Source organism: Microcoleus sp. PH2017_09_SFU_O_A (assembly GCF_020738625.1).
Lineage (GTDB): Bacteria > Cyanobacteriota > Cyanobacteriia > Cyanobacteriales > Microcoleaceae > Microcoleus.
In genome coordinates, this window is sequence record NZ_JAEQCF010000037.1 from 82,246 (window position 1) to 102,981 (window position 20,736).

The following is a 20,736-nucleotide window of genomic DNA, read 5'->3' on the forward strand; positions in this document are numbered from 1 at the left end:
AAAAATAGTTGTTTGGTTTCGCTTTTTTGCCAGTTTCACTACCTTACCACCCCAGTCAATCGATTTTAGATTTTAGATTTTAGATTTTAGATTGACCCCACGGATAAATTCCGGGGAAGAGAGGATTTTAGATTTTCGATTTGGGATTGATTCCACGGATAAATCCGTGGGCTTGTACCATCAAGAAATTCTTGGTCAGCAAGTTGATTTGAGATTTACACCACAGATAAATTTGAGAGCTTTTGCATTGTTTGATTTACAGAGAAACTGGTAAGCGATGCAGATGATTTCAAGATTGTTTGTGAATGACTGCAATTCAAGTCTAGTCTAAAATTTTGATATTGCCACCACTAAAGTCGAGCACTTATATCTATTATTTTTAGCCATAAGTCATCCAGATATTTTTTTTTCAAACTTCACGCCTAAAGATTGGGTTTGAAGCCTTTCCTTTTAGGGGGAAATTAAACAAAATGATTCATTGTTCCAATCCTCTTCTATCGACGGAAGAGGTAGCTGTCAACTGTCAACTGTCAACTGTCAACTGATGAACCGTACTATTGAATTTCTCTGCTTCGAGAATTAAGTTGAGAATTTTTTGGTAATCAAAATTCTCTAGATGACCTTGAAGGATGTCGGCAAATTCAGGATGAGCAGCCCTTATTTCCTCGATTGTGATCCCAATTAAGTCAAAATCAGCACTGCGAATTACCTGCCTCATATTATCTATCCATTCTGCGGGAAGGTTGGGCAAAGAAGCACACAAAGTATTAGAAGAATTTGATAGGTTATTGCGATCGCCCATTGAATCAGAGCCTGTCAAGTCAGAATAAATATAACTCACCCCCAAATGTTTGCTCAGCATATCAAATATATCCATTTTGCGGAAAGGTTTTCTGATAAAGTCATCACAACCCATCAACAAAGAAAAAGAGCGTTTATCTTCATGGGTACTAGCTGTTAAAGCAACAATCTTCGGGTTCAGGAATTGAGGATTGGGAATATCCATCTTCCCCTCGCCTTGTTCCTCTTCCTTTCTCCGCTGTATCCTCGATCTAATTTCGATCGTCGCTTCGTAGCCGTCCATCACCGGCATTCGCAAATCCATCAAAATCAAGTGCGGCTGCCAATTTTCCCACATTTCTACCGCTTCACGGCCGTTGCTAGCCTCTTCGACTCCGAAACCCAAGCCAGAAAGCATTTTGACTAACAGTTTGCGGTTGTCTGTGCGATCGTCCACAACTAAAATTCGATAGTATTGCTGATCTGGTTCCAGTCCAATCACCTCACGGATGTTTTTTGGAACAGTAATTGCAGCGGAATCAACTGCACTAACTTCTATGTCAAATCTAAAAATAGTACCCCGTTCTAGCTGGCTTTCTACAGTTAGATCGCCACCCATTAACCGTACAAATTCGTTGCTAATTGTCAATCCCAAACCAGTACCTTGTTGAGCTTTTTGACCGGATGCTGTCTGCACAAATGCTTGAAAAAGATTGCCCATTTCTTCTGGGGCAATACCAACTCCCGTATCTTCTATTTCAAACTCCAAAAACAGAGAATTAGAAATATTTAAATTATCCGTTTTTGCCAATACTTTACTTTCAGACTGACGGGAAATTATAGAAATTTCTGGATAATTGCTTGCTTCTAAATCTGAATCTGTCGAATTTTTCAAGGGACTGACAATTTCCCCTTCCTCGCTTATTTTGGCTATATTTGCGATCGAATTCGCTGCTGAAATACCTTCTAACTTCCGGCGCACTCTTACTGACACCCCGCCGATTTGAGTGAATTTCATCGCATTACTCAGAAGATTGATTAGCACCTGGCGTAGCTTCACTTCATCGGTTCGCACGTACTGCGGAATGTCAGCATCGCGCTGGAAAATCAACTGCAAATCTTGATTTTTTGCTCGCAGGTCAAACATTTCTTGCAATTCGTCAAGCAAGCAGTAAAGGTCAAAGTTAGTCGGAAAAAGTGTCATCCGCCCCGCTTCGATTTTTGCCAAATCTAAAGCTTGATTAATTAAAGTCAGCAAGTGTTCGCCGCTGCGATAAATAATTCTGAGATTTTCTCTGTCGTCTACTGTCAAATTCGGGCTGGGTTCGACGATTTGAGTAAAGCCGAGTATGGCATTGAGAGGTGTACGCAACTCGTGACTCATGTTGGCAAGGAAGGTACTTTTCGCTCTGTTTGCTGCTTCGGCGGCGAAGGCAGCTTTTTGCAATTGTTCTGTGCGTTCTACAATTTCAGCTTCTAAGGTACGCTGGTAATTTGATAGGAAATTTTCTAATTCTTTGCGCTGGCTGATGTCTTGAATAACTGCGATCGCAAAAACAATATTTCCGTTGCTGTCAAAAATAGGTTTGGCACTTATTTCTAGAGTGATTGTCAGCCCGTATTGAAGGATTTCAACTTCATTCACCTTGACATATTCCCCTCTCAGCGCCCGCAAGATCGGAAAATTTTCAGGGAAATACAGCCGATCGTTTTCGGCGTCATAAAATTGAGAACTTGCAACTAATTGTTCAACACTGTTGCCTAGCATACTGTCTGCCAACCCAGTATCTGCATCCAGCAACTGCTCGGTGGTATGATTGATATAGGCGATCGAGCCGTCGGGATTGTAAACAGATACCCCCACAGGCAAAGCTGCTAAAAATTGATTCAATCGGCTTTCGCTTGCCGACAATTCCTGGTTGGCTATCTGCAACTGCTTGTTTGCTTCTCGCCCCTTAATAACTTCATCAGCCAACTTTTGGTCTTGCAAATAGCTGTGAACTGCTTCGACTACTGTTAACTTCAAATCTTCCTTTTGCCAAGGTTTGGGGATGTAGCGGTACAGCTTGGCATACTTGATAGCGTGACTGATTGCCTCCAAATCTGCTTGACCGGTCAGCATAATTTTCAGCGTATTGGGCGATCGTTCATGAATTATTTGGAGCAGTTCGTCTCCTTTGATATCCGGCATGATATAATCAGAAACAACTAAAGCTATTTCGTGTTCGTCAGCCTGTAAATCTGTTAATAACTCTAAAGCATCTTCTCCTCCTTGGGCTGTTTCAATAATACACCGATCGCCGATCGCCTTTTTTAGTTCAATCTTTAAACTGTTCAAAACATCAGCTTCGTCATCAATACAAACAATCACAGGTTTTTTCATGATTTTGCTTCCCGGAGTTTTTTTTGCTTCTCTCTTTGCTGCTACAATTTTGGTAAAAAATCAGATTTCAACCGATTTTTTTACCAACTTTTTTGGGTAACGGTAGAATGATTCATTGCTTCAATCCTCTTCTATCGACAGCTATGGGTAGCTGTCAACTGTCAACTGTCAACTGTCAACTGTCAACTGTCACCTCTACTATGCTATTTTTATGCCTCGGCAATTAAAGTGAGAATTTTTTGGTAGTCAAAATTATTGAGATGATCCTGGAGGATTTCGGTAAATTCAGGATGATCGTACCTTAATTCCTCGATCGTCCTCGCAATTAAGTCAAAATCAGCGCTACGTATTACCTGCCTCATGTTTTCTATCCATTCTGCGGGAAGTGCAGGCAAATAAGCAAGCGCAGCATTAGAGGGAGCGTCAGATTGATTGTGGCGATCGCCCGTTAGGATAAAATCAGTTGAGTAAGAGTAGAGGTACCTCACTCCCAAATGTTTGTGGAGCGTATCAAATATATCAGTTTTGCGGAAAGGTTTGCTAATAAAATCGTCGCAGCCTATAGATAAAGCAGACGATCGTTTTTCTTCAATAGTGCTAGCTGTCAAAGCAACAATCTTCGGAATCACAGAGCCCTTTTCTTGTCGCTCTTGCTGCTGTATTCTGTTCCTAATTTCTTTAGTAGCTTCATAGCCGTCCATCACTGGCATTCGCAGATCCATCAAAATTAAATGCGGCTGCCAATTTTCCCACATTTCTATTGCTTCGCAGCCATCGCTAGCCTCTCGCACTCCAAAACCCAAGGGAGAAAGAATTTTGACTAAAAGTTGGCGGTTGTCTTCGCGATCGTCTACAATTAAAATTCGATACCAGGGTTGATTTGGTTCCAACCCAGTAACTTCGCGGTTAATTTCTGGGGCGGGAATATTAGCAACATCAACCACACCTACTGGAATCTCAAATTTAAAACTTGTGCCGCGTTCTAATTCACTTTCTACGACGATTTCTCCTCCCATCAGCCGGACAAATTGACGGGTAATCGTCAATCCCAAACCCGTACCTTTCTGAGTTCTTTGACCCGAAGATGTTTGCACAAATGCCTTGAAAATATTCCCCAATTCTTCCGAAGCAATGCCAACGCCTGTATCTTCTATTTCAAACTGAAGGAAAATTACCCGATCGTCAGTTAAATCATCAGGCTCATCTCTGGGCACAACAGTTGCCACATCACTTCTATCGGTGGCAAACTCTCTAATACTTTTTGTAGTATCAATGCAAGCTGTTGGACTGTTCAATAAGTCAACTATTCTCGATTTTTCTAATTGTGAAACCCTTAAAACGATTGAACCTTGTTCCGTAAACTTAATTGCATTGCTGAGAATATTTATCAGCACTTGCCGCAGTTTGACATCATCGGTTCGCACATACTGGGCAACGTCATTTTCTCGCTGAAAAAGCAACTGAACCTCTTGATTCTTTGCCCGCATTTGAAACATATCTTGTAAATCGTCAAGCAAGCGGTATAAGTCGAAGTCTTTAGGGTCAAGTATCATCCGCCCCGCTTCAATTTTTGACAAGTCTAAAACTTCATTGATCAGGGCCAGCAAGTGTTCGCCACTGCGACGAATAATACTCAGATTTTCGTGGTTTTCGACAGTAAAATTGGAGCTGCCTTCCATGATTTGTGCAAACCCCAGTATGGAATTGAGAGGAGTCCGCAATTCATGGCTCATATTGGCCAAAAACGTGCTTTTAGCTTTGTTTGCAGCTTCAGCAGCTAAGGCGGCTTGTTGCAGTTGTTCTGTGCGTTCGTCTATTTTGGTTTCTAAGGTGTGCTGGTAATCTGCTAGTATTCTTTCGGCTCGTTTGCGATCGGTAATATCTTGAAAAGCTGCGATCGCATAAACAATATTTCCCCTAGCGTCAAAAATTGGCGTAGTATTGATCTCGATCGCAATTATTTTGCCATCTTGACGGATTTCTACATCGTCAACCTTGACAAATTCTCCTTTGAGTGCGCGCAAAATTGGCAGATTGTCCGGCGGGTAAAGCTCATCAGTATTGGCAACATAAAGTTGATAAGTTGCAGCTAATTGTTCCGCAGTGCTTTCCGGGATAGTGTCTGCACCCAGCAAATCCCGCGCTGCTTGGTTGAAATAGGCGATCGAGCCGTCGGGATTGTAAACAGATACCCCCACGGGCAGAGCTGCTAAAAATTGGTTCAGGCGGCTTTCGCTCGCCGACAGCGCCGCATTTACTTCTTGCCGCTTCAGGATTTCATCTGTTAACTTTTGGTCTTGCAAGTAACTGTGAATTGCTTCTACTACCGTTAATTTTAAATCTTCATTATGCCAAGGTTTAGGGATGTAACGGTACAATTTAGCATACTTTATAGCATTGCTCAGAGCTTCCAGATCAGCTTGCCCAGTCAGCATAATAGTCAGCGTATCGGGCGATCGTTCGTGAATTTTTTTAAGCAGTTCATCCCCTTTAATATCCGGCATAATATAATCGGAAAGCACCAACGCAATCTCGTATTCATCCGCCTGCAAATCTTCCAGTAACTCTAAAGCATCTTCCCCGCCCTCAGCCGTTTCAATAATACACCGATCCCCGATCGCCTTTTTCAGTTCAATCTTTAAACTGTTCAAAACATCCGGTTCGTCATCAATACAAACAATCACAGGTTTTTTCATAATAACTTTGCCAGCCCAGATTTGATCGTATCTATTAACTCTTTACTTTTCCACGGTTTGTACAAACAGCAGTATAAATCGGCTTCTTTTACTGCCCGCTGAAGAGCCTCTTTATCCGCTTGCCCCGTCAACATCACCTTAACGATTTTAGGATATTTTTGGTGAACTCTAATTAACAGTTCATCACCTTTGATTCCCGGCATCAGCCAATCAGAAACAACCACAATCACCTCAGCTTCTGCTGGAAACTCCTCCAGTAAATCTAAAGCTTCATCACCACTTTCAGCTAATTCGTAAAAATAATCATCTTTAAATTCATTCTTGAGCTGCATCTTGAGAGTCTTCAAGATATCGGGTTCATCGTCAACGCAAAGAATTACAGGCTTATTCATCTTTTGCTCTCTGCTATTATTTTAATGGGTTTACCGACATGACTTGCTTCTATGTTATTGATTTCGGGCGAGGATGCACTATCTATGTCCCCTATTTTATTTTAATAGAACTTCACAAAAGAAACCCGGTCAATCGCAATAAATCTTATGTTTGTCAGCGAGACAGCCCCTGTCGCTATCGGGAATCAGCCCCTGCGGATAATACCATTTTGGCATTGGAGGATTGGGGATGTTCGATTGGGTATCACTGATGACAATCGGGGTTTGGTGCTTGCTGACAGTGGCATTCTTTTTTTAACAGGTGTAAGTTTAGTTTAATAGATTGGGAGGGAGACTGTAAAGCTTGTCTGTCCAGGTACCGACTCTACAGCAATTGTACCTTCATGTTTGTCAACAATTTTTCTCACGATGTCCAATCCCAAACCGCTACCTTCCCCCGCAGATTTAGTCGTAAAAAATGGGTGAAAAATTTTGGGAATAACTTCTGGGGGAATACCTTTGCCGTCATCAGTAAATTTGAGGACAAGATTTGTCTCTTGCTGCTTAGTTTCAATCGTCAAAATACCTTTATAATCCATTGCTTGCAGGGCATTGTGAATTAGATTTGTCCAAACTTGATTTAAGTCATCCGGATAACACATGATTTTCGGTAAATCTCCATAGTTTTTGACTACTTCTATGCCGTGTTTCAGTTGATTTTGATAAAGAGTTAACACCATTTCAATGCCATCATGCAAGTTCGCCTGCACTTTTTCTTGCTTGCTATCGAAATGAGCGTAGCTTTTTAAGGCAAATACTACTTTTCCCGACTTGGCTGTCGCTCTTTGGATCAGGCTAATACTTTTCTTAAAGCTCGCAAACTGGTAAGCAGTATTGAAAACCACTTCCCAATCCGGCAATTTAAAAAATGGCAACAATTCTTCTATGCGATCGTAAATCTCCATGTCAACTAAACTATCCGCTATTTCTTCAGCATTTTCAATGCCTCCTGCCATCAACTCGTTACGCAACTGCTGCTTAATTTTGCGCTTTTCTCTGCTAGTAAATAGCGTTTCGTGATTTGTAGATCTGTGCAGCAAAGCTAAAAAACAAGCTTGGCTTTCTTCAGAAAGTTGTTGAAAAAATTGAGGCATTTTTTCTAAATTTTCGTCCCAAAAATTAGAAATATTATCAATAGATGAACCTATGATGCCTAGCGGAGTATTGATTTCGTGGGCAATGCCGGCAATCAGTTGTCCCAGTGCCGCCATTTTTTCCGATTGAATCAAATGCTCTTGTGTCGCTTGCAATTGGTAGATAGCAGTTGCTAAATCTTGATTTTTTTCTTGCAAACTTTGTTGCAACGAACAAATTTTTAAATGAGTTTCGATTCGGGCTAAAACTTCTTCAACCTGAAAAGGTTTGGTAATAAAGTCCACTCCCCCAACTGCAAAAGCTTTAACTTTATCCATCACATCGTTAATCGCACTGATGAAAATCACCGGGATGTCTTTTGTTACTTCAGAATCTTTGAGTCGCTGACAAACTTCATAGCCATCCATATCCGGCATCATAATATCCAGCAGAACTATATCTGGGGGCATTTTTTGAGCGGCAGATAGTGCTAGTTTGCCGTTAGGAACTGGGCGAACTTGATAGCCTTGATTGCTCAAAATTTCTGCCAATAGCCGCAGGTTTTGTGGCGTGTCGTCCACTACTAAAATATTAGCTCGATTGGTGTTCTGCAAAGTTGAAGTCATCGGTATTTACTATTGTTCGCTGCGATCGATTGTGGTCAAAATTCTGTCATATTCAAAATTATTAATGCAATCTTGAAGCGCGGCTGCCAGAGAGGGGTTGATAGTGCCGATTTGTGCGATCGAACTGGCGATCGCCTCCATGTCTACACTCAAAATATTTTGCTTGAATTGAACCCTCCAGTCTGGAGAAAGAGAGGCGATCGCCTCTGGTGTCAGCACATCCTGACTAGACTCCCCCGCACCCCCCATACTGACCTCTGTTGGCTCTTCATAAATATAGCGTACTCCTAAATGTTTCCCCATGGCCGCAAAGATATCTTCCTCTCGGAACGGTTTCCGCATAAAATCATCGCAACCCGTCGAAAGAATCACCGCCCGTTCTTCCTCCAAAACACTAGCAGTCAGGGCAACAATCGCCGTTGCTTGCCCGCCAGTTGTAGTTTTAATCTGTTTCGTTGCCTCGTACCCGTCCATTACAGGCATTCTCATGTCCATCCAAATTAGATGCGGTTCCCAATCCCTAAAAATATCCACCGCTTCTTGACCGTTATTCGCTTCTCTCAACAGAAATCCCAACGGACTGAGAAGTTTTACTAACAGTTGGCGGTTCAAAGGTTTGTCGTCCACAATTAGCAAGCGGTAAGGTGGCTGATTCGGTTCGAGGGCAACAACTCGACGTAGAGCTTTTTTACTTTCAATATCACTAGCTTCCACCAGATGAACTTGGATATCAAATTGAAATAGCGCACCCTTGCCCACCTCGCTGCTAACAGTAATTTCACCTCCCATCAATTGCACGAACTGGCGGCTGATCGCTAAACCTAAACCCGTCCCTTCTTGAGAATCTTTACCCGTTGTTGTCTGCACAAATGCTTCAAACAACTGATGGATTTCTTCGGTGGCAATGCCTGCACCAGTATCTTGAACTTCAAAATGGAGCGAGTAGCGGCCGGGCATTTCATCAGCGCTGTTTTTGTGTAAATTCCGCTTTCCTCCTTTCACTTGCACCGACACTCCACCTTGTGAAGTAAATTTAATTGCATTGTTGAGCAAATTAATTAATACTTGGCGCAATTTCACTTCATCGGTGGAAATGTAATGGGGAACTTCTGCATCTCGATCGAAGATTAATTGCAAGCCTTTTTCCTCAGCTTTGAGAGCAAACATATCTTCTAAATCATCGAGGATTCGATATAAATCGAAGCTTTTTTCATTAATGGTAGTGCGTCCAGCTTCAATTTTTGACAAGTCTAAAACTTGGTTAATTAACGTCAGCAAATGCTCGCCGCTCCGCAGGATAATCCCGACATCTTCTTGATTTTCGGGAGACAAATTTTTACTGCGGATCATGACTTGAGCAAAGCCGATGACTGCGTTCAGGGGCGATCGCAATTCGTGGCTCATATTGGCGAGAAACGTACTTTTAGCTTTGTTGGCTGCTTCGGCGGCTTCTTTCGCCTGCTCCATTTTGATTTGTGCTTCTTTGCTATCCGTAATATCTTTAATAAAACCTTCGTGATAAAGTAGATTTCCTGCGGGATCGCACACGGCCCGACAATTTTCGGAAATCCAGATGATGCTACCATCTTTGCGGTAAATTTCCGATTCAAAGTTAGACAGTATCCCGTACTCGTCGATCAGCGCTACAAATTCGCTGCGGCGGTTGGGTTTCACGTAAAGCTGGTTCTTGAAATTCGGCTGTGCTGCGATTAATTCTGCGGGCGATTCGTAACCGTAGAGTTCAGCTAAAGCGGGGTTGGCGCTGAGGTATGTCCCGTCAGCAGCAGTTTGAAAAATGCCATTCAAAGCATTTTCATAAATGTTGCGATATTTTTCTTCTGCTTCGCGGAGGGCGGTTTCTGCTTTTTGGCGATCGGTAATATCGCTCGAAATCGAGAGAAAACAAGCTTCTCCCTCAATATCGATGGTTTCAATAGACAGCAGGGCCGTTCTTTCTGTACCGTTTTTTTTGCGAAATCTCAGCTCGTAATTGTGAAGGGCTGTCTGGTTTCTTAACATTTGAATCATGCGATCGCGCTCTCCTAGACTCGCCCAAAAATTTAGATCTACGGCTGTTTTACCAATAATTTGGTCGTGCGTGTAGCCAATCATCCGGCAAAAGCTTTCATTAACTTCTATGTGGCGACCGTCACTGATTCTCGTGATCGTAATTGCATTTGGACTAGAACGAAAAGCTTTAGAAAACTTTTCTTTTGCCTTGGCAAGAGCGGCGGTACGTTCTGCAACTTGGACTGCTAAGTTTTGGTTGTATTCTTTTAACAGTTGCTCCGCTTGTTTGCGTTCCGTAATATCTTGAAAGGCGCACATCCCATAGATAATATGTCCTTGGGCGTCGTAAATAGGAGTTCCCCAAACTTGTAGGGGAACAGTTTTGTCACGGGAGCAGATTTCCATGTCATCGACAGTGACACTTTTGCCCTGCAAAGCATTTAAAATAGGGTCGTGTTCCGCCGGGTAAATTTCCTGGGTTCCAGCTAAATAAACTTTGTAAGCTTGGCGCAAATTTTCGGCATCTGCTGCTATGATTCCTTGACCAAAAAGTTGCTCTCCTATAGGATTAATGTAGTGAGGTTTACCATTTTTTTCGACAATAAAAATGCCTAGCGGTACTGCATCGAGAAATTGTTTGACTCGGTTTTCGCTTTCCGAGAGCGAAGTAAATGAATGCTGCAATTGCTCTGCCATGCTGTTGAAAGCAGCGGCAAGTTCTCCGAGTTCATCTTCGCGATTCAAAGCGAGCTTTGTATCCCATTCATTGCGTGCCAAAGCTTTCGCCGCCGCATTCAATTTTAAAATCGGCCGCACCACCCATTTAGCAGTCAGAATCCCAAGAATGGTCGCCCCAATCAAAGCTGCAACGGACAGCAAAAAAGTGGTGCGGGTATTGGCATTAATTTGCTGCATAAAGTCTGACTCGGGTACAACTACCACAATCAGCCAATCCAACCCTCGATCGTCTTGAAAAGGAGTTACCTGAATAAAATTTCGCTGACCGTCAACATCAAAGGTAAGCTGTTGAGAATTATTGATTTTAGCTAAGCTTTGGTAGAATTTATCTAAATGCTGTGCAGTTTGGCGAATTACCGGATTTTCGCTGGCTGAAGCTTTGATGCGTTTTGCTTCTTTACCTTGTACTGCAAATTCTTTACCCGGCTTTGAAGTGGCAATTAACATCCCCGATCGCTCCATCACAAAAGTTTGTCCCGACTTGCCAATTTTGAGGCTGACGAGAAATTCTTTGATTTTGGAAAACAGCAAATCGCTGCCAGCTACTCCTAACAGCTTACCATCATTGTCGTAGATAGGCAAAGAAGCAGTAATTGCCAGTTCTCTGGTCAAGAAGTCTGTATAAATTGGAGTCCAAACAGGCTTTTTGGCTAGCGCCGCTGCTATGTACCAAGGACGAACTCGCGGGTCGTATTTTTCGGGAGAAATTTCGATTAATTTAACGCGTTTTCCTTGAGGGTCAGCAGTATATCGAGCTAATTTATTGCCAGTCGAGCTGTCAGCAGCAGATATCAGAATCCGATCTTTAGTGCGGATTGCTCCTGAGTGGTCTCCATTTTCTTTGCCTGTATAAATGATGCTGATTGAATCAAAATATTGAATTTGTTCGAGGAAATGAAGTTCGAGTTTTTGTTTGTCTTCTAGGTTCAATTGCCCCAATTTTACGCCTTGAACGTTCAGGTGATTGACAATGTGGGGAATTGACATATAATTTTCAATGCGGTCTTTGATGCGAGCGCTAATTTCTCCCCGCAACTGAGCGGCCACATCGTTAACAGCCCGCTGACCGTTTTGGAACGACAGCCAACCTACAACTCCTACTGTGCCAACAATTTGCACTAAAAAAGGAAGCACGAGCACAGTTTGTAATGGAGCTTTGCCGATAATTTTGGTAGCAAAGCGATTCAGCGGTTTAGGAAACATATTCATCCTAAAAATAATTGAAATTGGTCGTGGAAATTAGTAGATCTTAAAGTCTTGGAGCGATACAGGAGGGAGTTGTCTCAAATCCGGTTCCTGACTCATCATAAAAGTGTTGGCGATCGCCTTTTGAGAGTTTTGAGGACTTCCCTCGTGACTGCACAATTAGAGTTTTTTAACCTGACTTGCGAGTGCGAAGCAATCCTGGGTGTTGGCGATCGCGATCGGATCGCTTGCCTTCCGGTCTTCGGACACGCAATAGAGATGTCCGCGGCATAAGTAGGTGGTTACAAATAAAGATTACATCAGTTGGGCGGGTGAAAGCGCTGCTCTACTAGCTTCTATCATAGAATTTTAACCGACACCAGCCCTGACAAGAGAATCAGGTTTTTTTTGATAACCTACTTACTTGTTGCGGGAAATGCAGATTGGTATAACTGTTATGCAGATATTGTCCGTACTGACAACTGTCCAGGGTATTAATTTAAATTAATCTAGCGTATTTCAAGAGAAAGTTTTTGGAGAACTATCGATGCAGGTGATTGGGTACGATCGCACTATCCGCAGCCACCGGCACCCGAAACACCTGTATTTACCTGCGATTCAACTCCACCCTTTCGCCGTAACGCAACAGCATATCCAAGCTTTCCAAACGATTTTGCCAAGTTTGCACCTGATAGCTATTTTGCCCAGAATGCAAGCGCATGGAAGACTGAAATTGAGCTTCAAAACTCGCCAACAATCTTTTAGCAGTTGTTAAGCTTTCGGCAGAAGGACTTGCAGCCAATCTGCTCAAGGCAACACCCAATTCCTCCGATCGACTTTTGAGAACTTTCAATTCAGATTCCGACACCCGCAACTGATTGTTAGCCAACAAAAAACTCCATTCCTGCTTGAGAGCAGTATAGCGCGAAGCTGCTGCTGCAAAGGGCTGGCGGTAAGGAATTGGTTCGGAAGCAGAAGTCGTTAGCGAAGCCCTCGTAGACGATCGCACTCTGACACCTTGAGTCCGGTTAAAAAAGCTCTGCATCCCGCTGCTGATACTTTCCACCGCAAAAATAGCATAGCCCCCAGTCGGCAAATCGCGCAAAGCTTGAATTTGGTCGATCGCCACAACTTCCGGGAGTGTCAACAACTTAACCGAGGGAGAAATTAAAGCTGAACCGAGCATTTGTTCCTTTGCTAGCGGTTCGGTAATGCGTTGAAGTCGGTTCGTATCCAAAGCATAAGTCATCGGCACAATCAAGTCTACAATCCCCTGACGGGCCCAAACTTCCCAATTTTGCTGAATTTTGTAAATCCGCTGACTTTCGGGGTGGGGAAACACCGCAACTGACAGAATAGTGCGAGGATAATTCGACCGCAAAAGCTGAGATACTTCAGCTACAAAACTATTAATTTGATTGGTTTTAAACTCAACCCACTGCCGCCACAAATTGCCAGAACTCGGCGAAATATTCACCGGATCGGTACCAGTTAACTGTTTAAATTGCTGCCTTGCTGCTGCACCGTAGCCGTAGACAAAACCTGCATTGTCATCTTGAAAAGGATAGCGAATGTAGTCTAATTGCACACCATCTACTTTGTATTTGCTGGTAATTTCGCTGATAATTTTTAGTAAATAATTCCGCGCTTCCGGGTTTGCAGGATCGAGATAAAATTTACCATCGTTAGGGTTTTGCGTGCGTCCTTTATTGTCAATATTTGCCCAATTTGGATAGGCCGAAAGTACCGGACCTGGATAAGAACCAGGTTTGCCAATTAAAGTATTGTGGCGTTTATTGCCCGTGGCAAAAGTCCAAATCCAAGCGTGCAGTTCTATGCCTCGCTCGTGGGCTAATTTAACCGCAGATTCCAGAGGATCCCAGCCAACTGTGAGGGGGTTTTGTTGCGGTGCAACTTGACTGGGATAAATCGGATATCCGGCATTTAAAGTTTCAAAGAAAACGGTATTGATCCCGGCGGCGGCAAGTCGATCGAACACAGCGGCCAAACCCTGTTCCGATCGCGCTGCGACGATCGTACCGCGATCGAGCCAAACGGCGCGAATTTCCGCCCCAATGCGCTGCCCTTCCTGGGGGTAATTTTGCCAGAGCAACTGGCGCGCTTGCACCCACTGCTGCCTGATCTCAGCGTATTTTTGCTCTTGCAGGAGTTGGTCAAAATTTTGCAAAACCTGACGGGCCTTGGCGATCGCCCCTGTGGTTGCTGCTGGTAAAACCAACGGGCGACTCGCCTGCGGCCCACCGACACTGTTGCTTGACGCCACCAATTGAGGGGGGATAGCAGCATCGAGATTGACGGCGGTATTGCCTGAATTAGCTGCTGTCAGGGCGCTTTCAAACCTGCCGAGGAGGTTGGTGAGTTCTTGGCGCATCAAGTAGGCTTCAATGCTGACGATCGGCTTATTGGAATTTATCTGCACGTCCAAACCCGCCGGCGCCGACTGATCCGAAGGGTCTGTAAAAGTTGCAGGTACGGGATCTGGAAGGGGGGGAGAAGGAGAAAGTCGGCTCAGCGGAGTATTGCGCGGCGAACTGGGGGTATTTCTCGTGACCCTGGAGGGGGGATTTGGCAGCGGTGGTGCGGCTGCTGTTGGCGGCTCGACAGGCCTACCCACAGTTCCTCCCCAGCGGGCGATCGAGGCCCGCAGCCAAGCCGTGTCTATATTTGGGGAACCGTCGCTACCCCAGCGCCAGCCGAGATAGGTAGCGCGATCGGTGGCGATCGCAGCGGAGGAACCGGAACTATCTTTCCAGGTAGCGATGGTTTGACTGTTCGCGTCGGCGGGAATCAAGACGCCGCCTTGAACAGAGGCATTTTTTTGTTCTGGGGGAACCCAGTTGCTTGAACTGGTACAAGCGAGATCGCGGCAGCGGGTGCGCGGTTGCACCGCCCCCCGCTGAGTCAACGGAAAAGCCCAATAGGCCCCGAGGAGCGATCGTAAAGATTGACGTACTAAGGCTGGGGAACTGCGGCCGACTGGGCCCGAAGCAATCAAGCGGCCGCCCTGTTTTGTCCAAGCTTCTAAAACTTTAATTTGTGCCGGACTCAAAGTTTCAATATTGGGCAAAAATAGCACATTAACGCCTGCTAAATCTGCCAAATTTTTGATGTCTTCGAGATTGATTGGTTTGTAAGCAATGCCGCTTTCCCAGAGGCGCGTGGTAATCTTCACCCAGTCGGGGGAATTCTCGGAACTGCGAACAACTCCCAGAACTACTTCCGCAAAACTGGGAGAGGGAAATAGGATGGAGAGATTGAGTAATGTACTCGCTAGAGTGCCAATGAAGACTCTTTGCAAGAAAGTGAAAAAGCGAATTTTTGGATTTCTATCGGGCTTTTTGATTTGTTGCATTGACACGAGAATTACCCACCACACCACTTAGGAAAATTTCAATAACAATTTCGAGCAATTAACTCGCACAATACAATTTTTTATCAGGTCATGCAACCTAAATCAGGAAAATATGCGATCGCCCGCCTGCAATGGGATCGAATTCGAGCGAACCGATCTCGGGTGCGATCGAACGATCGCCATAAAAAAGGTTGGTAGTGAGGACTTTAGTCCGCATTTATGAAGGACTCGCATTCCGAACGATCGGGAGCATCTCATTTTTGTAAAAAGCATTTTTTCTTTGAGTGCGAGCGTCCCCGCTCGCGTATTGTACAATACGCGAGCGGGGACGCTCGCACTATAATAAATGCAAAACTGAGATGCTCCCGAACGATCGAACCTTAGGAATGAGAATTAAATAACTTACAATTTTTATTGTTCTTGTGGGACGGGCGGGACGCCCATCCCACAAATATGTGTAAATTATTTAATTCGCGATCCTTACTGAGTTGCCGCTTCATTTACCGGGAATCGATCGATCAACTGCATCGCCCGACAAGCATTCTTCCGCAAAGAATCCGACACGTGAGGAACATGAGGAATCTGAGACAAGAAATCCAAAGTCCGGCGCAAAATCCGCACCACATCCCCTTCATCCAAACTCGTGTGACTAATCAGTTCCAGCCATTCCACGCCCAGAGCCCACTGTTCCACCAAAGTCACGATATCCCGTTCCAGCCAAATCGGGATCGCAGCTTCGTGGCGGTACTGTACTTGAAACAATCGGCGGCGCAGGCCTTTTTGCAGATTGTCCAAAGGTGCCAAAACTTCCGGCGACAGCGAGTAATGAGTCCAACTGTCAGGCCGAGAAACTTCTGTAACCAAGGCCGCGCAAGCAGCAGCGAGGTGGTGGGGGTCGAGTTCGTCAAACTCAGCAGACATCAGAGACAAACCCAGCCACAGTTCATTATCACCGCGAATGGCGGCGCAGGCTTGACCCAAGATTGTGGGTACCAACCTGTCGGAGGAGTCATCTCGATTCCCATCTGCCGAAATTACTCTTTCCAAACATCCGAAATTTAGCAAGATGTCAATTAAGTTGAGAAATTGCTCCCAGTAGCGAGCTCGCTGCTTTTCTAAGTCTTGTTCGGCTTTGCGGATTTCTTTTTTCAATTCTTCGCGGCGGCGCTGGCGCTTGAGCAAAGTACCGGGATTGCCCCATTCGAGAACAGGGTGAATTTCTAGTTTATCTTCGAGGGCGACGATTTTCTGCTGTTGCTCGATCGCCTCTGGGCTCGGTTCCGGTGCGGGCAATTCTGGGATCGATTGAGCAATTGCCACAGTTTCTTCACTTCCCAAGCGACACTGGCCGAGTCTCAGGGTCAATTCCGGAGGCGGGTTTAAGCCATCTGCGACACTCAAGCGGGGTAGTTGGGCGTGGAGGGTGGCGACATCGCTAATCGCGACGATATACCAGCGGTTGTCTTTGCCCAAACATACCAAATTAGGTGCTTGGCCGGAACCTGGGATTTTGGCAACCAGTACGGCGGGGACTGGGGTTGTGTGCGATCGTTTGGCTGTCGGGACGTGTTTGCCCTTCAGACTCAGAACCGTGCCTAGCACTGCAAAAGCTACAGCTACGGACATCTCCTTAATTCGCGTTTCTTCTGCTTGCTGCAATAGAGTTTTCAGCAAACGTTTGTCTTCTTTGAGCCTTCCCTGCAATTTTTCGTAATGGGCGAGTTGTTTTTCCAGGGTAGAGACATTACCTCCGGCGGCTAGGGACTCTTCGAGCACCGCTAATTCTGTTTGCAACCGATCTAATTCTGATTGCTGCGGCTGCAAGTACAAGGTAGAAAGGTATTGACCAAAACTGCGTTCTACCAACTCTTGAGCTTCCTCAAGCGTGTGAGTTTGCAGCAAATTCAGCACCATGCCGTAGCTGGGCGTAAACTGACTGGCAAGGGGGTCGGCTTTGGCTGTTGCCAAATAGGAGGCTTCCTTTGCGCCTTCAAAGCGGGTCTGAACTGCGACCACGTGCCCCAGCTCATCCATGCCCCGGCGACCTGCCCGACCGGCCATTTGTAGGAATTCTGAAGCGTTTAGCAGTCGGTGTCCCTTGTCGGTGCGTTTGGACAGGGTGGAAATGACGGTGGTGCGGGCGGGCATATTGATCCCGGCTGCGAGGGTTTCGGTGGCAAATACGACTTTAATCAAACCTCTGCCAAAAAGTTCTTCTACTAAACCTTTCCAGGCGGGCAAAATGCCTGCGTGGTGGGCGGCGATGCCTTTTAAAAGTGCTTCTTTTTGACCGAAACGTTCTGCTTCTGGGTTGCGCTGTAAAAAATCGTCAATAATGCGTTTGAGTTCGGCTGTTTCGGCTGCGTTAACTAGGGAGAAATTGCCTACTTCTGCTACTGCTTGGTCGCACCCGCGACGGCTGAAGATGAAGTAAATTGCTGGTAGCATATCGCGATCGTCCAACCGAGACAAAACATCGGTCAAAGTGGGAGTCGGAATGCTACCTCTTTCTGATTTTTGCTGCTTCTTTTTGGGGACTAATCGCGGATTAGCTCTTTTGCCGGTTTCGTCTAGCAGGGGAAATATCCCTTTTTGATTGGCGAAGTGGAATTGTAGCGGCACTGGCCGAAAGTCTGAGTAGACAAGCTCTGTGGGCCCGTGGACTTTGTTAATCCAGTCTGTAAGTTGGTCGCTATTAGCAACGGTTGCTGAGAGGGCGAGGAGTTGAATTTCGCTGGAACAATAGATGATTGATTCTTCCCAGACTGTACCCCGCTGGCGATCGTTCATGTAGTGACACTCGTCGAGCACCACGGTTTCGACTCCGGTGAGAGAAGCACCGACAGCGCCGATCGGCGTACCGTAGAGCATATTCCGAAATATTTCGGTAGTCATCACCAAAATCGGCGCATCTCGATTGAAGGAGATGTCGCCCGTCAGCAAACCTACCATCTCATCTCCAAATTGATTGCGAAAGTCGCGCAGCTTTTGGTTGGAAAGAGCTTTGAGGGGAGTGGTGTAGAAGACGCGCCGCCCTCTTGAGAGTGCTTGATGGATGGCGTATTCGCCGATTAAAGTTTTCCCTGAGCCCGTGGGAGCACACACGACAACGGATTTACCTGCATCGAGGGCGGCGATCGCGTCTCTCTGAAAGTTATCTAGCTCAAATGGAAATATGGTCTTCAGATCCAGCTCTTGGCGGTTCTGGGAAGCGTTAGGCACAAGGATTATTATGAGGTTGCAGGGTAAGTATGCTTAAATCTTGCCGAAAGCAAGGCAGCAGAGGACGACTGTATTGATTTTAGACCAACGCCCGCAAATCGGCACTCGAACAAAGAGGAGAGGGAGAGAATTCGGAGAGGGGGAGAGGGGGAGAGGGGAGAGTGGAAAAATATTTCTTGCGATGAATTTACCAATTCCCAATTCCCAATTACCCTGAAATGCCTAAATGCTAAACTCTACAAGTCTCGACGCGAGAGAATAGACACCCACTCCCTTCCCCTCTCTCCATCAAACCACCAACAAATCCCCCAAATATTCCAACAATCTAAAACTGGAAGCTGAGCTTCAGGTGCTTTCTCTGAAAAAGTGATGTCTTCGTAGTAGACCCATTGATTCTTTTGTCTCCAACCCACACGATCGCCAAACCTGCCCCAAACTTCGCTATTATATCCACTGGTTCCCCCCAGACTTTGATAAATAAGCTTCTGCACGCTAAAGCCGAAGTGACCTTTAGAATATTTTACCCAAAGTTGGTCAATGGTACGCAAGTCCTCGCAGGGGAATTTTTCAATACTTTCTGTATCCAGCCATTCTTGTTTCGTACCCGCCACCTTCAACATCACTCTCAGGGTTTCTCGATCGGCTTCTTCCCACTTGTTAGCTGCCACTAAATCTCGCAATTTGCTATAATCGATACCCACGGCAGAAACTAACTCAACTTCATTTTTTTCGGCTTGTGACATAGAATTCAACCTTTTTTGTAATCCTCGATCGCACTTGAGTGTGTCAAACAAATCAAATCAACCACCGAAGCATCCAATTTCGCCCTCGAAGCACTTAAAACCATCGGGTTGAGTCTATTTTTTGACTTTGACATTCACCCGATCGAACGTTATTTAATTTGGGCGATTTGGCGATCGATAAAATGGCTTTTTCACCACCGTAGCCGGGTAATTTTTCCCACGAATCTCAACTTCTAACTGCTGGCCAATTTTACCTAATTTTGCCGGAACAACCGCGAGGGCTACCGCCCGATTCAAAGTAGGCGATAATGTACCGCTAGTAATTTCTCCTACTTTTTCCCCTGCAACTATTATCGGATAGCCATGACGCGCAATGTGCCGCCCCTGCATTTCCAAACCTACCAACCGCTTCGATACTCCCGTAGCTTTCTGCTGTTCCAAAACCTCGCGCCCAATAAAATCGCCTTTGCTATCGAGGTGAACTACCCAACCCAATCCAGCCTCTAAAGGTGTAGTATTGTCATCGATATCTTGACCGTAAAGTGCCATTGCTGCTTCTAAACGCAAAGTATCTCTCGCACCCAAACCGCAGGGAACAACGCCAGCATCTAGGAATTTTTGCCAGACTTGTTTTCCGGTTTCTGTATCCACCATGATTTCAAATCCATCTTCGCCAGTATAACCTGTTCTGGCGATAAAACTCGGCTGTCCCAACAACTTAGTTTCTAAGTGTCCGAAAGCTTTAATTGGTGCGAGGTTATCTTCGACAAAAGGCTGGAGACAGTTAACAGCTTCCGGGCCTTGAATTGCAATTAAAACTTGGTCTTCCGAGATGTCGGTAAAAATAAGTTCGCTTAAGTCTAAGTGGGTGAGAATCCAGGCTTTGTCTGTGATGCGAGTGGCGGCATTGACAATGATTGCTGCACGTTCTTCGCCCGTGGTTCCATCGGGTTCTTGGCAGTAGAAAATAATGTCGTCTAGGATGCAGCCTTTGTCATTTAATAAGACTGTATATTGAGCTTGTCCTGGTTGCAACCGACTTAAGTCTGACGGTACTAAGGGTTGAAATTTTTCTATTACCTGTTTCCCTCTCAAACAGAATTTTCCCATGTGGGAAATGTCGAACATTCCTGCTTGCTGGCGTACTGCTTGGTGTTCGCTGGTGATACCTGCGTACTGCACGGCCATCTCCCACCCGGAAAAGGGCACCATTCGACCTTTGAGCTGCAATGATAGTTCGTACAGAGGCGATCGCGCAAGCTGACTCGTTATCTCTGGATTGTTGGGTTCAGTTGAGTTTGCCACAGGTAGCGCTTTGTTGGTTGCGGGTAGACTGTTTTGATTTTAGGGGAAAGTTGGTTTTTGTGGTGTGTGGTGCTGACGGTGTTACGCTGCACAACCCTGGACAAACAGGGCATACGCGATAGCAATACTCTCACTATTGATAGAGAGAGCAAAGGAGCCGTCCCTCAAAG

11 protein-coding genes are annotated in these 20,736 nt (G+C 45.2%); 1 reads left to right on the forward strand and 10 read right to left on the reverse strand.

Features of this window, described 5'->3' with window-relative positions:
• Positions 1–523: 523 nt before the first annotated feature.
• From JGK16_RS15765 to JGK16_RS15785, 5 genes are all read right to left on the reverse strand, one after another.
• Positions 524–3,163, reverse strand: coding sequence for a response regulator (locus tag JGK16_RS15765; protein ID WP_293192301.1), 2,640 nt, complete (start codon positions 3,161–3,163; stop codon positions 524–526).
• A gap of 209 nt (positions 3,164–3,372) precedes the next feature.
• Complete coding sequence (locus JGK16_RS15770; protein WP_293192303.1) at positions 3,373–5,859, reverse strand: response regulator; 2,487 nt, start codon at positions 5,857–5,859, stop codon at positions 3,373–3,375.
• Entirely contained in the window at positions 5,856–6,251 is a 396-nt protein-coding gene (locus JGK16_RS15775) for a response regulator (protein WP_293181203.1), read from the reverse strand. The genes JGK16_RS15770 and JGK16_RS15775 overlap by 4 nt, the downstream gene beginning before the upstream one ends.
• 314 nt (positions 6,252–6,565) lie before the next feature.
• On the reverse strand, positions 6,566–7,990 hold the full coding sequence (locus JGK16_RS15780) for a response regulator (protein WP_293181200.1): 1,425 nt from the start codon (positions 7,988–7,990) through the stop codon (positions 6,566–6,568).
• Between the two features lie 9 nt (positions 7,991–7,999).
• Positions 8,000–11,947, reverse strand: coding sequence for a PAS domain S-box protein (locus JGK16_RS15785; RefSeq protein WP_366517165.1), 3,948 nt, complete (start codon positions 11,945–11,947; stop codon positions 8,000–8,002).
• A gap of 69 nt (positions 11,948–12,016) precedes the next feature.
• Between JGK16_RS15785 and JGK16_RS15790 the strand changes: the two genes are divergently transcribed.
• Positions 12,017–12,217, forward strand: coding sequence for a hypothetical protein (locus tag JGK16_RS15790; protein WP_293192305.1), 201 nt, complete (start codon positions 12,017–12,019; stop codon positions 12,215–12,217).
• A gap of 313 nt (positions 12,218–12,530) precedes the next feature.
• On the opposite strand, the gene JGK16_RS15795 is transcribed toward JGK16_RS15790, so the two are convergent.
• The 5 genes from JGK16_RS15795 to gcvT all read right to left on the reverse strand — a co-directional run bounded on the left by JGK16_RS15795 (position 12,531) and on the right by gcvT (position 20,566).
• Entirely contained in the window at positions 12,531–15,296 is a 2,766-nt protein-coding gene (locus tag JGK16_RS15795) for a family 10 glycosylhydrolase (RefSeq protein WP_293192306.1), read from the reverse strand.
• Between the two features lie 480 nt (positions 15,297–15,776).
• Positions 15,777–18,518: a DEAD/DEAH box helicase gene (locus JGK16_RS15800; RefSeq protein WP_293181191.1), complete on the reverse strand. Its 2,742-nt coding sequence runs from the start codon at positions 18,516–18,518 to the stop codon at positions 15,777–15,779.
• A gap of 236 nt (positions 18,519–18,754) precedes the next feature.
• Positions 18,755–19,261, reverse strand: coding sequence for a GUN4 domain-containing protein (locus JGK16_RS15805; protein ID WP_293181188.1), 507 nt, complete (start codon positions 19,259–19,261; stop codon positions 18,755–18,757).
• Positions 19,262–19,266: 5 nt separating this feature from the next.
• Positions 19,267–19,395, reverse strand: a complete 129-nt coding sequence (locus JGK16_RS15810) for a hypothetical protein (protein WP_293181185.1) — start codon at positions 19,393–19,395, stop codon at positions 19,267–19,269.
• Positions 19,396–19,414: 19 nt separating this feature from the next.
• Positions 19,415–20,566 (reverse strand): glycine cleavage system aminomethyltransferase GcvT, encoded by a 1,152-nt coding sequence (gene gcvT, locus JGK16_RS15815; RefSeq protein ID WP_293181182.1) that lies wholly within the window; start codon positions 20,564–20,566, stop codon positions 19,415–19,417.
• Between the last annotated feature and the right edge of the window lie 170 nt (positions 20,567–20,736).

Excerpts from the sequence above, each read along its gene's own strand:
- JGK16_RS15785 (WP_366517165.1), bottom strand. The coding sequence starts at position 11,947 with ATGAATATGTTTCCTAAACCGCTGAATCGCTTTGCTACCAAAATTATC.
- JGK16_RS15780 (WP_293181200.1), bottom strand. The coding sequence starts at position 7,990 with ATGACTTCAACTTTGCAGAACACCAATCGAGCTAATATTTTAGTAGTG.
- JGK16_RS15775 (WP_293181203.1), bottom strand. The coding sequence starts at position 6,251 with ATGAATAAGCCTGTAATTCTTTGCGTTGACGATGAACCCGATATCTTG.
- JGK16_RS15765 (WP_293192301.1), bottom strand. The coding sequence starts at position 3,163 with ATGAAAAAACCTGTGATTGTTTGTATTGATGACGAAGCTGATGTTTTG.
- JGK16_RS15795 (WP_293192306.1), bottom strand. The coding sequence starts at position 15,296 with ATGCAACAAATCAAAAAGCCCGATAGAAATCCAAAAATTCGCTTTTTC.
- JGK16_RS15805 (WP_293181188.1), bottom strand. The coding sequence starts at position 19,261 with ATGTCACAAGCCGAAAAAAATGAAGTTGAGTTAGTTTCTGCCGTGGGT.
- JGK16_RS15810 (WP_293181185.1), bottom strand. The coding sequence starts at position 19,395 with ATGTCAAAGTCAAAAAATAGACTCAACCCGATGGTTTTAAGTGCTTCG.
- JGK16_RS15770 (WP_293192303.1), bottom strand. The coding sequence starts at position 5,859 with ATGAAAAAACCTGTGATTGTTTGTATTGATGACGAACCGGATGTTTTG.